Raw genomic sequence first — 14,507 nt, forward strand, 5'->3', positions numbered from 1 at the left:
CGGAGTTTTGTCGCCTTTGCACCCCGGATCGATCAAGCTTTCGTAAGACGCTTCTTCCAGTAACGGATCTGCTTCTTCACCTCGGCAGGTGCGGTGCCGCCGAACGAGGTGCGGCTCTTCACCGAATTCTGTACCGACAGCACCGAGAAGATGTCTGAGGTGATGCCGGGATGGATCGTCTGCAGGTCCTCGAGCGCCAGCTTTTCCAGCCCGAGCTTCTTGCTCTCGGCCAGCGCCACGGCGCGGCCGGTGACGTGGTGTGCCTCTCGGAAGGGCAGGCCGAGTTCGCGCACCAGCCAGTCGGCAAGGTCGGTCGCCGTCGAATAGCCCGAGCCGGCTGCCTTCTTCATCGCCTGGTCATTGATGGTCATGTCGCCGACCATTCCGGTCATGGCGGCGAGCATCAGGTCGAGCGTTTCGGCGGCGTCGAACACTGCTTCCTTGTCTTCCTGCATGTCCTTGGAATAGGTCAGCGGCAGGCCCTTCATGACGGTCAAGAGGCCGATCAGGTGGCCGTTGACGCGGCCGGTCTTGGCGCGCACCAGTTCGGCGGCGTCGGGGTTCTTCTTCTGCGGCATGATCGACGAGCCCGTCGAATAGCTGTCGGACAGGCGCACGAAGCCGAATTGCGGCGTCGACCAGATGACGATCTCTTCGGCCAGGCGCGACATATGGGTGGCGCAGATCGCCGCCACCGACAGGAACTCGAGCGCGTAGTCGCGGTCCGACACGCTGTCGAGCGAGTTGCGGGTCGGTTCGCGGAAGCCGAGCGCTGCGGCGGTCTGGAAACGGTCGATGGGGAATCCGGTGCCGGCGAGTGCTGCAGCCCCGAGCGGGCTTTCGTCCATGCGCTCGATGGCGTCGCGGACGCGGCTGAGGTCGCGGGCGAACATCTCGACATAGGCCATGCAATGGTGGCCGAAGGTCACCGGCTGGGCCGTCTGGAGATGGGTGAAGCCCGGCATGACGGTCGAAGCGTGCTCTTCAGCGCGTTCGAGGAAGGCCGCGATCAGGCCCTTCAGCGCTTCGGCGACGCGATGGAACTCGTCCTTGACCCAGAGCCGGAAGTCCACCGCCACCTGGTCGTTGCGCGAGCGCGCGGTGTGCAGGCGTCCCGCCGCCGGGCCGATCAGTTCGGCGAGGCGCGCCTCGACATTCATGTGGATGTCTTCGAGGCGGGTCGAGAAGGTGAACTTGCCATCCTCGATTTCTCGCAGGATCGTGTTCAGCCCGTCAGCAATTTTTTGTTGATCGTCGGCGGAAATAATGCCGGTTTGCGCCAGCATTTCGGAATGGGCGACGGAACCGCGGATGTCCTGGGCGTAAAGCTTCTTGTCGAAGCCGATCGAGGCGTTGATCGCCTCCATGATCGCGGCCGGTCCCGAGGCAAAACGTCCGCCCCACATCTGGTTGCTGGCCTTCTTGTCGCTCATCGTGATAACCGGGCTCCGGAGAAAATTGGTTAGATGGACCGCAGAAAAATGTTTCCCGCCCCACGCCATATCCTGCTTGCCGCCGTTGCGGGCGTGATCGCCGGCGCGGTCGCGGTATATGTCAGCAACACCCGTTCTGGCAACAATGCGCCGGCGCCTGCAAGCGTTGCGACCAACACGGGCGCAGACGCCAGCGCCGACGACAAGCTCTGCGCTGCCAAGGCCGACCGCGCCAAGGCCGTCGGCGCGGCCGCCACCGGTCATGTCGCGGCGATGCTGCCGGCCGACCCGCCGCGCTCGCTCAAAAGCCTCGCCTTCAACGGGCCTGATGGCAAGCCGATGACGGTGGCCGACCATTCCGGCCGCACGCTGCTCATCAATCTCTGGGCGACATGGTGCGCGCCGTGCCGGGCCGAAATGCCGGCGCTCGACGCGCTCGAACGCGAGATGGGCGGCGAGAATTTCGAGGTCGTGGCCGTCAATGTCGACACCGGCGACGACACCAAGCCGAAGAAGTTCCTGGAGGAGACTGGCGTCGCGTCGCTCGGCTTCTATCGCGAGAACACGCTTGCCCTGTTCAACGATCTCAAGAAGCAGGGGCTGGCGCTTGGCCTGCCGGTGACGCTGCTGATCGACGGCGACGGCTGCCTGCTTGCCAACATGAACGGCCCAGCCGAATGGGCCAGCCCCGACGCCAAGAAGCTGATCGAAGCCGCGCTGGCCCAATAGTTGGCACGACGCTGCCGCTGTGGTGCGGCGGCGCCCTTGGGTTGCTGCGCTTGCTCGAAGCCTTTCGCGGGGTCTCCAGGCGAAAGGCTCTTTCTTGTGTGCCGCATGCTACCGAAGACTGTCGTTGTCAGGCATTGCCGATAGTTGCGCCCAATCTAAAATTTAACTCGAAGCTTTCGCTTTCAAATGAAGCGAAAGCAATTCTGTCGGCTCAACAATAAGCTGAGACAGGCGTGTGTTCTGTGGGCTTCATCGGAACGATACAAAACTGTTGTAGGGCTGTCATATCCAGACAATACTGCTCCCCGCGAAATTAAACCTTTCGCCAACCAGAACGGGAGCGAGACATGAAGACCCTAGGCATAGCGGCCGGTGTTGCCGCCACGATGACGCTGTTGTCCAGCACCTCCGCCTTTGCCGTCACCGAGATTTCCTGGTGGCACGCCATGACCGGCGCGAACAACGAGGTCGTCGAAAAGCTTTCGAAGGAATTCAACGAGAGCCAGTCCGAGTACAAGATCGTACCGGTTTTCAAGGGCACCTATCCGGAAACGCTGAATGCCGGCATCGCCGCCTTCCGCGCCAAGCAGCCGCCGGCGATCATGCAGGTCTTCGACGCCGGCACCGGCACGATGATGGGTGCCGAGGGCGCCATCAAGCCGGTCGCCGAAATCCTGTCGATGGGCGGTCAGGCCTTCGACAAGAGCCAGTATCTGCCGGGCATCGTCTCGTACTATTCGAAGCCCGACGGCACGATGCTGTCGTTCCCCTACAACTCGTCCTCGCCGATCCTCTACTACAACAAGGACATCTTCCAGAAGGCCGGCCTCGACGTCGACAATCCGCCCAAGACCTGGGCCGAAGTCTGGGATGCGGCCAAGAAGATCAAGTCGAGCGGTGCCGCCCCTTGCGGCTTCACCTCGACATGGTTGACCTGGATCCATACCGAGAATTTCGCCGCCTGGAACAACGTTTCCTACGGCAGCAATGAAAACGGCATCGGCGGCGTCGACGTCGAGCTCAAGATCAACGCCCCGGCCTTCGTCAAGCACTTCCAGGAGCTCGCCGACCTCGCCAAGGACGGCACCTTCAAATATGGCGGCCGCACTTCCGAGGCCAAGCAGATCTTCCTCGCCGGCGAATGCGGCATCTTCACTGAATCCTCGGGCGGCCTCGGCGACATCGTCAAGTCGGGCATGAACTACGGCACCGGTCAGCTGCCTTACGAGGCGGATGCCGCTGGTGCGCCGCAGAACACCATCCCTGGCGGCGCTTCGCTGTGGGTCTTTGCCGGCTTGCCGGACGAGCAGTACAAGGGCGTTGCGGCTTTCTTCAACTTCCTGTCGCAGACCCCGATCCAGGCCCGCCTGCATCAGGTCTCGGGCTACCTGCCGGTTACGCTCGCTGCTTACGAGGAGACCAAGAATTCGGGCTTCTATGAAAAGAACCCGGCCCGCGAGATTCCGATCCAGCAGATGATGGGCAAGGCGCCGACCGAAAACTCGAAGGGCGTGCGCCTCGTCAACCTGCCGCAGGTCCGCGACATCCAGAACGAAGAGTTCGAAAAGATGCTCGCCGGCCAGCAGACCGCCCAGCAGGCGCTCGACAACGCCGTCGAGCGTGGCAACAAGGCGATCCAGGAAGCGATCGGCAACTGACGCAAGTCTGGCTCGGGAGCGTGATCCATTTCACCCCCCTCTGGCCTGCCAGCCATCTCCCTCTCGCGGGGGGAGATCGGCTGGCATCGTCTCTTTCGCTAATCGCATCTGCTGCAAGAAATGCACAGTCGCTGAAATCGCTGATCTCCCCCCTTGAGGGGGAGTTGGCTGGCAGGCCAGAGGGGGGCGTCTCAGGGCGCTTGCCTCAGTCATTGCCGCCCATTGGAACGGCCATATGACCCCACGCGTCGTCTTTCCCAACAAGCTCTTGCCCTACCTGCTGGTCGCACCGCAGCTGGCGATCACGCTGATCTTCTTCTACTGGCCGGCTAGCCAGGCGCTGCGCCAGTCGATGCTGCGGGAGGATCCCTTCGGCCTGTCGTCGAAGTTCGTCTGGTTCGCAAATTTCAAGAAGGTGCTGTCGGACCCGAACTATCTCAACTCGGTCCAGGTCACGATCGTCTTTTCGGTTGCCACCGCAGCCGTCGCGATGGGCACGGCCCTGCTGCTCGCCGTCATGGCGGACCGCGTCATCCGCGGCCGCAACATCTACCGCACGCTGCTGATCTGGCCCTATGCGGTGGCGCCAGCGATTGCCGGCATGCTGTGGCTGTTCCTGTTCAACCCGTCCATCGGCTCCCTCGCCTATGGCCTGCGCGCCCTCGGCATCAACTGGGATCCGTTGCTCGACGGCTCGCAGGCGATGGTGCTGGTCGTCGCGGCCGCCGCCTGGAAGCAGATCAGCTACAATTTCCTGTTCTTCGTCGCCGGCCTGCAGGCGATCCCCAAGACGCTGATCGAGGCCGCCGCCATCGACGGTGCCAGGCCGACAAAGCGCTTTTGGACGATCGTCTTTCCGCTGCTCGCGCCGACGACCTTCTTCCTGCTCGTCGTCAACACCGTCTACGCCTTCTTCGACACCTTCGGCATCATCCACGCCGTTACCGGTGGCGGCCCCGGCAAGGCCACCGAGACGCTGGTCTACAAGGTCTACAACGACGGCTTCGTCAACCTTATCCTCGGCGATTCGGCAGCGCAGTCTGTGATCCTGATGGTCATCGTGATTGCGCTCACCGCGGTCCAGTTCCGCTATGTCGAGAAGAAGGTGCATTATGGCTGAGATATCTGCCGCAGCGCCGTCGAACGCTTCCACCGCCGCCGTCCTGGGGCGGCGCGAGGAGGGAGCCATGCTCGGCGCAAGCCGCACGTCGCGCTACGTCGCGCATGCGATCCTGATCCTCGGCATCCTGATCGTGGCGTTCCCGATCTACTACACCTTCGTCGCCTCGACCCATTCGCTGCAGACGATCCTGCGCCCGCCGCTGCCGCTGTTGCCCGGCGACCGCTTCGTCGAGAACTATTCGGAGGCGCTGTTCGGCGGCGTCGGCCGCATCGGCGGGGTCAGCGTGGCGACGCTGCTGTTCAACACCACGGTGGTGGCGCTCGGCATCGCGGTGGGAAAGATCATCATTTCGATCCTGTCGGCCTATGCCATCGTCTTCTTCCGCTTTCCCGGACGCATGACCTTCTTCTGGCTGATCTTCATCACCCTGATGCTGCCGGTCGAGGTGCGCATCCTGCCGACCTACAAGGTGATGGTCGATTTCGGCCTGATCGACACATATGCCGGCCTGATCATCCCGCTGATCGCCTCGGCCACCGCGACGCTGCTGTTCCGCCAGTTTTTCCTGACCATCCCGGGCGAACTGGTCGAGGCCGCCCGCGTCGACGGTGCCGGGCCATGGCGCTTCTTCAAGGACATCCTGCTGCCGCTGTCGCGCACCAACATCGCGGCACTGTTCGTCATCCTCTTCATCTATGGCTGGACGCAATATCTGTGGCCGCTGCTGGTCACCAACCGCAACGACATGAACACCATCGTCATCGCGCTGAGGAAAATGATTTCCTTCGCCGATGCCGACACCCAATGGCACCTGGTGATGGTCACCTCGATGCTCGCCATCGTGCCGCCCATCCTGGTCGTGGTGCTGATGCAGCGCTGGTTCGTTCGCGGCCTCGTCGATACGGAGAAATAATGGCAACCGTCGATCTCAAGGACGTCAGGAAGGTCTATCCTGGCGGTGTCGAAGCCGTGAAGGGCGTATCCATCGCCATACCCGACAAGGCGCTGTGCGTGCTGGTCGGCCCGTCCGGCTGCGGCAAGTCGACCCTTCTGCGCATGATCGCCGGGCTGGAGACGATTTCGGCCGGCAATTGTTCGATCGACGGCAAGGTGGTCAACGCCATTGGCCCGACCGAACGCGACATCGCCATGGTGTTCCAGAACTATGCGCTCTACCCGCATATGAAGGTCTACGACAACATGGCCTACGGCTTGCGCAATCGCGGCACGCCGAAGGACGAGGTCGATAGGCGCGTTCGCTCGACAGCCAGGACGCTGGAGCTCGAGCACCTGCTGGAACGCCGCCCGCGCGAACTCTCCGGTGGCCAGCGCCAGCGCGTGGCCATGGGCCGGGCCATCGTCCGCAACCCGAAGGTCTTCCTGTTTGACGAGCCGCTGTCCAACCTCGATGCCAAGCTGCGCGGCCAGATGCGGGTCGAGATCAAGAACCTGCAGCGCAGTCTCGGCGTCACCTCGGTCTATGTCACCCACGACCAGCTGGAGGCGATGACGCTGGCCGATGTGCTGGTGGTGATGAATGCCGGGCAGGTCGAACAACTCGGCGCGCCGCTCGACATCTACGAGAAGCCTGCCTCGACCTTTGTCGCCTCCTTTATCGGCGCGCCGCCGATGAACCTCGTGCCGCTTGGCAGCGGACAGCTGGAGGGCGCGTTCAGGCAGCCCCCAATTCCGACCAACGCCGCGATGCTGGGCTTCCGGCCCGAGGATTGCGAGGTGCGGGCCGGCGACGCCGCGGACGGCGCGCTGCAGCTCCTGGCGCATGTCGAGGGCGTCGAGCCGGTCGGGGCGGAGAGTTTTCTACACTGCCAGGCAGCCGGCGGGCGCATTGTCGTGCGGGTGCCTGGCCGGGCCGACGCCCTGCAGGGTGACCAGTTGCCGGTGTTTGTCCGGCGCGAAAAGCTGCATTTCTTCGGCAGCGACGGAAAGCGAGTTTAGGTCTGCGCTGGCTGCCGGCGTTGGTGGCCCGGACGTGCGTCCTTCGACAGGCACAGGATGAGGGGCGTTGGTGCTGGCGCTCTCTGTGGGATGTCCGCATTGTATTCGAGGTATTCGAGGTATTCGAGGTATTCGAGGTATTCGAGGTATTCGAGGTATTCGAGGTATTCGGGCCTGAGGCCAGTACTGCCTCAAGCGAAGCCGACAGGTCTATCCAGCGTCAGCGCGAACAGCCCTCATCCTGAGCCTGTCGAAGGACGCACCACATCGAAGCTGCCAGGACGCGGCAGCTTCCTCATCGAGCATGTGAAGCGTCAGCGCGTCGGTACCGGGTGCTCGCCGCGATAATCGTAGAAGCCGCGGCCGGTCTTGCGGCCGAGCCATCCGGCCTCGACATATTTCACAAGCAGCGGGCAGGGGCGGTATTTCGAGTCCGACAGACCATCGTGCAGCACCTGCATGATCGACAGGCAGGTGTCGAGCCCGATGAAGTCGGCGAGCTGCAGCGGGCCCATCGGATGGTTGGCGCCGAGCCTCATGGCGGTGTCGATGGCGTCCACCGTGCCGACGCCCTCATAGAGCGTGTAGATCGCCTCATTGATCATCGGCAGCAGGATGCGGTTGACGATGAAGGCCGGGAAATCCTCCGACACGGTCGCCGTCTTGTCGAGATGGTGGACGTAGTCCTTGGCCAGTTCGAAGGTCTTGTCTTCGGTGGCGATGCCGCGCACCAGCTCGACCAGCTTCATCACCGGAACGGGGTTCATGAAATGTATGCCGATGAAGCGCTCCGGACGGTCGGTCTGGGCGGCGAGGCGCGTGATCGAGATCGACGAAGTGTTGGTGGCGAGGATCGCCTCGGGGTTCAGCTGGGGGCAGAGCTGCGCATAGATCTTGCGCTTGATCGTCTCGTCTTCGGTCGCTGCCTCGATCACCAGGTCCGAGCCGGCGAGGTCGGCCATTGCAGGGGCGGGCGAGATGCGGGCCATGGCGTCCTTGCGGGCCTGATCCTCGAGCTTGCCCGATGCCACCTGGCGCGCCAGGTTGCCATTGATGGTGGCGATGCCCTTTTCGATGCGCTCGGGCGACACGTCATAGAGCAGGACGCTGTAGCCGGCGAGTGCGGAGACATGGGCGATGCCGCCGCCCATCTGACCCGCGCCGACAATGCCGATCGTTTCGATCTTACCCATCATCACACCTATCCCGTCAAGGCTTTTTATAGATTTTGTGCAATGCAAACTAAATGGCCGGGGTAGTATCGTCTACCCCGGCCATCACAATTTAATCTTTGACCCGTTGAGGCGTCAAAGCGCCTTTTCGAGTTCCGGCAGGATCTGGAACAGGTCGCCGACGATGCCGTAGTCAGCGACTTGGAAGATCGGCGCTTCCTCGTCCTTGTTGATGGCGACGATGACCTTGGAGTCCTTCATGCCGGCGAGGTGCTGGATCGCACCCGAGATGCCGCAGGCGATGTAGAGGTCGGGCGCCACAACCTTGCCGGTCTGGCCGACCTGCCAGTCGTTGGGGGCGTAGCCGGCGTCGACGGCAGCGCGGGACGCGCCGACCGCAGCGCCGAGCTTGTCGGCGACCGGCAGGATGACTTCCTGGAACTTCTCCGACGAACCGAGCGCGCGGCCGCCCGAGATGATGATCTTGGCCGAGGTCAGTTCCGGACGGTCGCTTTCCGACAGCTTGTTTTCGACGAAGGTCGACAGGCCGGGATTGGCGGCTGCCGCAATCGTCTCGACAGCGGCCGCACCACCTTCGGGCGCAGCCTGGAACGAGGCGGTGCGTACAGTGATGACCTTCTTGGCGTCGGTCGCCTGCACCGTCTGGATGGCGTTGCCGGCATAGATCGGGCGCTTGAAGGTGTCGGCCGAGATCACTTCGATGATCTCCGAGACCTGGGCGACGTCGAGCAGGGCAGCGACGCGCGGGGCGACGTTCTTGCCGGCCGAGGTCGCAGGCGCAACGATCGTGTCGTAGTTGCCGGCGAGGCCGACGACGGTTGCCGCAAGCGGCTCGGCCAGGCGCTCGGCCAGTTCGGCGCTTTCGGCCAGCAGCACCTTGCGCACGCCCTTGAGCTTGCTTGCTGCGTCGGCGGCAGCCTTGGCGCCCGAGCCCGCGACCAGCACGTCGACGTCGGAGCCGATCTTGAGGGCTGCCGACAGGGCCTTGGCGGTCTGGTCGGAGAGCGAGGCGTTGTCGTGTTCGGCGATGAGGAGAATTGCCATGTTTTTGATCCCTTTCCGCTTCGCTTACAGCACGCCGGCTTCGTTCTTGAGTTTATCGACGAGTTCGGCGACGGTCTTGACCTTGACGCCCGCCTTGCGGCCACCCGGCTCTTCGGTCTTGAGCACCTTCAGGCGCGGGGCAATGTCGGCGCCGAAATCCGCAGCCGACTTTTCGTCGAGCGGCTTCTTCTTGGCCTTCATGATGTTGGGCAGCGAGGCATAGCGCGGCTGGTTGAGGCGCAGGTCGACCGTCACGATCGCCGGCATCTTCAGCGCCACCGTCTGCAGGCCGCCATCGACTTCGCGCGTCACATTGGCCGTGTCGCCGGCGAGCTCGATCTTCGAGGCAAAGGTGCCCTGGGCCCAGCCGAGCAGGGCGGCCAGCATCTGGCCGGTCTGGTTGGAATCGTCGTCGATCGCCTGCTTGCCGAGCAGCACCAGGCCGGGCTGTTCAGCCTCGACCACGCCCTTCAGCACCTTGGCGACACCGAGTGGCTCAACCTGATCGTCGGTCTTGACCAGGATCGCGCGGTCAGCACCCATGGCGAGCGCGGTGCGCAGCGTCTCCTGCGCCTGGGCAGGTCCGATCGAGACGACGACGATCTCCTCGACCTTGCCGGCTTCCTTGAGCCGGATCGCCTCTTCGACCGCGATCTCGTCGAACGGATTCATCGCCATCTTGACGTTGGCAAGCTCGACGCCTGAGCCGTCGCCCTTGACCCGCACCTTCACGTTCGCATCGACAACCCGCTTCACCGGGACGAGAACTTTCATCGGATTGCTACCTCTCTGAACAGCGTTATTGAGCGCGCTATAGCAGCGCTTGACCCGACGCAACTGCCGAATGCCGACATGTTGGACGGAAAAACAGACTTGATCTCGTGCTTTCGGTGGCGGGAGGGCTGCCGTTAGCGCGCCGGACCGTAGTTGCGGGCGAACGTAGCGTCAATATCCGGCCGGACCTCAAATCGGTTGAAAACAGTGCAGTGCAACATGGCTATCGCGGCCCCCATGGCGAGGCGGGCTCGTTGTGTGGTGCCTGCGTCGCCACAGGCTCGGGGGTGGGCGGTGGGCCGGCTGCGTCCGCTGGTGGCGATGGGGGCTCTTCCGCCGGTGCCAGCAGTGGCACGTCGCGCCGGTGCAGCAGCACGACCAGCACGGCGCCGGCGATGATGCCGCCGACATGGGCGGCCCAGCTTACTTCGCTTTCACCGCCAATGGCGATCATCGTGAACTGGAAGCCGACCCACAGCAGCAAGGGGATCCAGGCGGGGATGCGCAGCGGGATGCGACCAAACGCCAGCACCCACACTTTCACCCGAGGGTAGAGGATCAGGTAGGCGACGACGATGCCTGCAATCGCCCCTGACGCGCCGATCAGCGGTTCCTCGGAATCGGGGATGATCAGTCCGTGAAGGAAGGCCCCGGCCGCGGCGCACAGAAGGTAGAAAGCGAGGAAGCGGAAGTGGCCGAGCGCATCCTCGACATTGTCGCCGAACACCCACAGGAACAGCATGTTGCCGGCAAGGTGCAGGATATCGCCGTGCAGGAACGAATAGGTAAAGTAGCTCAGATTTGCCGGAATGATGATCAGGTCGGGCGAAAGCTCGGCCAGATCATGGACGACCGATGGAATGTAGCCCAGGCCGAGCACGGTCGCGGTCATGAACTCCTCGCTGCCGAGCGAGGTCACGAAATAAGTGACCACGTTCACGGCAATCAGCGCAAAGGTCACATATTGCAGCCGGATGTGGCGCAAATGGTTTGAATCATAAAGCGGAATGAACATCCGTCTGGCGTCCGCCCTGTGCCTTGGAGCGCCATGCGCTCTAAACTACTGAATCTGCGTATAGTGCTTTCCGAAAATCGCTTCCTGTATGGATGCGCGGCGCTCCGCTCAGCGGTTCTTGCCCGGCACCCATAGCACATCGCTTTTTCCGTTGTCATTGACGACGCGGGCGGCGACGAAGAGCAGGTCCGAGACCCGGTTGATGTAACGGATGCCTTCGCCATTGATGCGTTCGGCCGGGTCCTGCGCCAGCGCCACCATGATGCGCTCGGCTCGGCGGGCGACGGTGCGGGCGAGGTGGAGGGCCGCCGCCGCCGGCGAACCGCCGTTGAGGACGAAGGAGCGCAGCGGTTCGAGATTGGCGTTGAGCCGATCGATGTCGGTCTCGATGCGGGCGGTCTGGCTGGCTACGATGCGCAATGGTTCGTAGCCAAGGTCCTTGCCGGTATCGGGGGTTGAGAGGTCCGCGCCGAGGTCGAACATGTCGTTCTGGATGCGCGCCAGCATGGTGTCGATCTCGGGATGGTCGCGGCCGGTATGGACACGGGCCATGCCAATGCAGGCATTGGCCTCATCGACGGCGCCATAGGCTTCGACGCGCAGGTCGGACTTCAGCCGCCGCTCGCCGTTGCCGAGCCCGGTGGTCCCGTCGTCGCCGGTGCGGGTGTAGATCTTGTTGAGCTTGACCATGCCCCCCTCCCGTCAGCCGCCGCGGGTGAAGTAGAGCGTCAGCAGGATGAAGACCAGCGCCACCGCCTGCAGCATCACGCGCGCCTGCATCAGCTTGTTCGACGTGTTGCCGGAACCGCCCCTCAGCATGTTGATCAGGCCGCGGATCAGGACGATCACGACGGCGACCATGAAGAGCACGGCGATGATGTGGAACACGGTTGCCATTTCAGTTTCCAGTTCAGTTGGTCGAAGCTCGGGTCAGGCTTGCCGAGCCAGAATTCGATACAGCAGCGAGGCCGGCAGGAGCCTCTTGAGAACGACGCCGATTCTCGCCGGGATCGTCACAACATAATGTGGCCGCGGGCTCGGCGACAGCAGGGCGTGTCGCAATACCGCATGCACCGCTTCCGGCCCTGCCTTCAGTCGCGACTTTGAACCACCGCTCGACAGCCGCTCGAGTTGGGCGCGATAGGCTTCGTGATGGGGCGAGTTTTCGCGGTCGATATAGCGCAGGAACCAGGGCAGGCCGTTGGTGGCGATCTTCGACTTCACCGGCCCCGGCTCGATCATCGAGACATGGATGCCGGAACCGGCCAGTTCCTGGCGCATGCACAGCATCAGCCCTTCCAGTGCGTGTTTCGACGCCGCGTAGGCACCACGGAAGCGTACCGGCGTCAGTCCCAGGATCGACGAACAGTTGACGATGCGGCCGTGGCCCTGGGCCCGCATCACCGGGACGATGCGCCGCGTCAGATCGTGCCATCCGAAAAAATTCGCCTCGAACTGGTCGCGCAAGGCGGCCATCGGCAGGTCTTCCACCGCGCCCGCCTGGGCGTATGCGCCGTTGTTGAACAGCGCATCGAGCCTACCGCCGGTGCGTTCCAGCACGGTCGTCACAAGTGCTGCGATCGACTGCGGTTCGGTATAGTCGAGATAGAGCGCCTCGATTCCGTCGGCTTCGAGGGCGGCGATGTCCTCGGGCCTGCGGGCGGTGGCAAAGACGCGCCACCCCTCGGCTTTCAGCGCGCGGGCACAGTGGGCGCCGATGCCGGACGACGCGCCGGTCACGATTATCGTGCGTAACTCCTTGATCGGGCTCACTTCGCTACCGCCGATACTTGCAAACTGGGGCAAACCCTTCCCATATTCGCGCACACGAAACAATCGGACGGAGCGGTAAACTGGAGCTGATGCGCAAGATCGTCGCCATCAAGCGCGTGCTCTTCGACGCAGTCGGCCATTTTCATGACGACGACGGCTGGGCCATGGCCAGTCATCTCGCAATATCCTCGCTCATGGCGCTGTTTCCGTTCCTGATCTTTGCCACCACGCTGGCCAGCTTTCTTGGCGCCGACGCGTTCGCCGAAACCGCCGTCCATCTCGTCTTCGATACCTGGCCCGAACAGATCGCCCAGCCCATCGCGGACGAGGTGGTCAACGTGCTGACCGTGCAGCGCACCGATCTTCTGACCTATGGCGTTCTGCTAGCCGGGTTTTTCGCCTCAAACGGCGTCGAGGCGTTGCGCACTTCGCTCAACCGCGCCTACCGCGTTACCGAAACGCGCACGATCTGGTTTCGCCGCACCCAGAGCCTGATCTTCGTGCTCATCGCCACGATCAGTTTCGTTGCCATCAGCGTGCTTCTGGTCTTCGCGCCGATCATCGCGCGCCTGCTCGAAGCCAAGTTCGAATGGATCCAGCCCTATATGGGCACCATCACCGTCTGGCGCTTCACCGTTGCGTCGGCCGTCATCGTGTTCGGCCTGTTTGCGGTGCACAAGTGGTTGCCTGCCGGCCGCCGCGGCTTCCTCAGCATCGTGCCCGGCATCATCTTCACGCTGATCGCCTGGCTCATCGGCTCGACGGTGTTCGCGGCCTATCTCGACACCTTCGCCTCCTACGTGACGACCTATGCCGGGCTTGCCTCGATCATGATCGCGGTGGTGTTCCTCTACATCATCTCGGCGATCTTCATCCTCGGCGGCGAGCTCAATGCCGCCATCAGCCGCTATCTGGAAGCCCGTTCCCGCGTGCCGCGCTGAGCCGTAGCCAGGCCGACCCCCAGGGTGGCGATGGCCATGCCGACCAGTTGCACCGGCGTTAGTTCCTCGCCGAACAGTGCCCAGGCGATGACCGCCGTCACCGCCGGCACCAGGTAGAACAGCGAGGCGACTTTCGACATCGCGCCGTCGCGGATCATCACCATCAAAAGGAAGATCGCGCCGATCGACAGTACCAGCACCAGCCAGGCCAGCGCGAAGATCAACTCGCCGTTGACCGTGATCTGCCGCGTCTCGAACAGCAGCGAAGCAAGCGTCATCAGCAAGGTGGCGCCGACATATTGCCAGAAGGTGCCGGTGACCAGGTCGCCGCCGGCGCCGGTGCGCTTTTGCCAGATCGTCCCGGCGCTGATGCCGGCCATGGCAATGACTGACGCGGTCAGCGTCTGCCAGGTCACCCCGCCGCCGGCCGCGCCAAGCTTGGGCCAAAGGACGATGACCACGCCGATGAAGCCTATGGCTAGGCCTATCCAGTGGCGCGGGCGGATCTCCTCGTGGAGCAGCGCCCCGGCAAGCACTGCGGTCAACAGTGGCTGAAGCCCGGCGATCAGCGCCGACAGTCCTGCCGGCAGGCCCTGGTGGATCGCCCAGAACACGCCGCCGAGATAGACGCCGTGCAGCAGCATGCCAATCAGCACCGCATGCATCGCCATGCGCGGTGGCAGCCGTCGGGCGCCCAGCACGAGCATCAGTGCGCCGAGGATGGCGAAGGCCAGGCAGAACCGGATGGCGAGGAAGGTGAACGGCTCTGCCCATGGCATGGCATAGCGCGCGCCAATGAAGCCGGTCGCCCACAAAAGTACGAATGTGGCCGGGATCAGCCGCTTGGCAGGAGACATTGTGGGCACCG

15 protein-coding genes are annotated in these 14,507 nt (G+C 63.4%); 6 read left to right on the forward strand and 9 right to left on the reverse strand.

Translation table 11 applies throughout. The features are described 5' to 3' along the window. Positions 1 to 32: 32 nt before the first annotated feature. A complete protein-coding gene (gene argH, locus ABSY17_RS06665; protein WP_378948283.1) occupies positions 33 to 1,433 on the reverse strand; it encodes an argininosuccinate lyase in 1,401 nt (466 codons plus the stop codon). A gap of 33 nt (positions 1,434 to 1,466) precedes the next feature. Between argH and ABSY17_RS06670 the strand changes: the two genes are divergently transcribed. From ABSY17_RS06670 to ugpC, 5 genes are all read left to right on the forward strand, one after another. Further along, positions 1,467 to 2,162: a TlpA family protein disulfide reductase gene (locus ABSY17_RS06670; RefSeq protein ID WP_378948285.1), complete on the forward strand. Its 696-nt coding sequence runs from the start codon at positions 1,467 to 1,469 to the stop codon at positions 2,160 to 2,162. Positions 2,163 to 2,509: 347 nt separating this feature from the next. Continuing rightward, on the forward strand, positions 2,510 to 3,820 hold the full coding sequence (gene ugpB, locus ABSY17_RS06675; RefSeq protein ID WP_378948287.1) for a sn-glycerol-3-phosphate ABC transporter substrate-binding protein UgpB: 1,311 nt from the start codon (positions 2,510 to 2,512) through the stop codon (positions 3,818 to 3,820). 235 nt (positions 3,821 to 4,055) lie between these two features. Next, positions 4,056 to 4,940 (forward strand): sn-glycerol-3-phosphate ABC transporter permease UgpA, encoded by an 885-nt coding sequence (ugpA, locus tag ABSY17_RS06680; protein ID WP_378948289.1) that lies wholly within the window; start codon positions 4,056 to 4,058, stop codon positions 4,938 to 4,940. A 67-nt stretch (positions 4,941 to 5,007) separates the two neighbouring features. Further along, on the forward strand, positions 5,008 to 5,856 hold the full coding sequence (gene ugpE / locus ABSY17_RS06685) for a sn-glycerol-3-phosphate ABC transporter permease UgpE (RefSeq protein ID WP_378952489.1): 849 nt from the start codon (positions 5,008 to 5,010) through the stop codon (positions 5,854 to 5,856). After that, on the forward strand, positions 5,856 to 6,899 hold the full coding sequence (gene ugpC / locus ABSY17_RS06690; protein ID WP_378948291.1) for a sn-glycerol-3-phosphate ABC transporter ATP-binding protein UgpC: 1,044 nt from the start codon (positions 5,856 to 5,858) through the stop codon (positions 6,897 to 6,899). Before ugpE ends, ugpC begins: the two co-directional genes overlap by 1 nt. A gap of 314 nt (positions 6,900 to 7,213) precedes the next feature. On the opposite strand, the gene ABSY17_RS06695 is transcribed toward ugpC, so the two are convergent. The 7 genes from ABSY17_RS06695 to ABSY17_RS06725 all read right to left on the reverse strand — a co-directional run bounded on the left by ABSY17_RS06695 (position 7,214) and on the right by ABSY17_RS06725 (position 12,698). Next, on the reverse strand, positions 7,214 to 8,092 hold the full coding sequence (locus ABSY17_RS06695) for a 3-hydroxybutyryl-CoA dehydrogenase (RefSeq protein ID WP_378952492.1): 879 nt from the start codon (positions 8,090 to 8,092) through the stop codon (positions 7,214 to 7,216). A gap of 114 nt (positions 8,093 to 8,206) precedes the next feature. Then, positions 8,207 to 9,136 carry an electron transfer flavoprotein subunit alpha/FixB family protein gene (locus ABSY17_RS06700; RefSeq protein WP_378948293.1) on the reverse strand — a complete coding sequence of 310 codons (930 nt, stop codon included), beginning with the start codon at positions 9,134 to 9,136 and terminating at the stop codon, positions 8,207 to 8,209. Positions 9,137 to 9,160: 24 nt separating this feature from the next. Next, positions 9,161 to 9,910, reverse strand: a complete 750-nt coding sequence (locus ABSY17_RS06705; protein WP_378948295.1) for an electron transfer flavoprotein subunit beta/FixA family protein — start codon at positions 9,908 to 9,910, stop codon at positions 9,161 to 9,163. Positions 9,911 to 10,133: 223 nt separating this feature from the next. Beyond that, positions 10,134 to 10,925, reverse strand: coding sequence for a rhomboid family intramembrane serine protease (locus tag ABSY17_RS06710; protein WP_378948297.1), 792 nt, complete (start codon positions 10,923 to 10,925; stop codon positions 10,134 to 10,136). Between the two features lie 108 nt (positions 10,926 to 11,033). Beyond that, the gene (locus tag ABSY17_RS06715; protein ID WP_378948299.1) at positions 11,034 to 11,615 is read right to left on the reverse strand and encodes a cob(I)yrinic acid a,c-diamide adenosyltransferase; all 582 of its coding nucleotides are present in this window, start codon (positions 11,613 to 11,615) and stop codon (positions 11,034 to 11,036) included. 12 nt (positions 11,616 to 11,627) lie between these two features. Next, positions 11,628 to 11,822, reverse strand: coding sequence for a twin transmembrane helix small protein (locus ABSY17_RS06720; RefSeq protein WP_378948301.1), 195 nt, complete (start codon positions 11,820 to 11,822; stop codon positions 11,628 to 11,630). Between the two features lie 33 nt (positions 11,823 to 11,855). Beyond that, positions 11,856 to 12,698 carry an SDR family oxidoreductase gene (locus ABSY17_RS06725; RefSeq protein WP_378948302.1) on the reverse strand — a complete coding sequence of 281 codons (843 nt, stop codon included), beginning with the start codon at positions 12,696 to 12,698 and terminating at the stop codon, positions 11,856 to 11,858. An 89-nt stretch (positions 12,699 to 12,787) separates the two neighbouring features. Here ABSY17_RS06725 and ABSY17_RS06730 point away from each other — a divergent pair, with 89 nt between their 5' ends. Next, on the forward strand, positions 12,788 to 13,639 hold the full coding sequence (locus tag ABSY17_RS06730) for a YihY/virulence factor BrkB family protein (RefSeq protein ID WP_378948304.1): 852 nt from the start codon (positions 12,788 to 12,790) through the stop codon (positions 13,637 to 13,639). Here ABSY17_RS06730 and ABSY17_RS06735 read toward each other — a convergent pair. Beyond that, positions 13,606 to 14,496 (reverse strand): DMT family transporter, encoded by an 891-nt coding sequence (locus ABSY17_RS06735; RefSeq protein WP_378948306.1) that lies wholly within the window; start codon positions 14,494 to 14,496, stop codon positions 13,606 to 13,608. The two genes, ABSY17_RS06730 and ABSY17_RS06735, sit on opposite strands and share 34 nt — an antisense overlap. Positions 14,497 to 14,507: the final 11 nt, after the last annotated feature.

The organism is Mesorhizobium sp. ANAO-SY3R2 (genome assembly GCF_042466635.1).
Classification (GTDB): Bacteria; Pseudomonadota; Alphaproteobacteria; order Rhizobiales; family Rhizobiaceae; genus Aminobacter.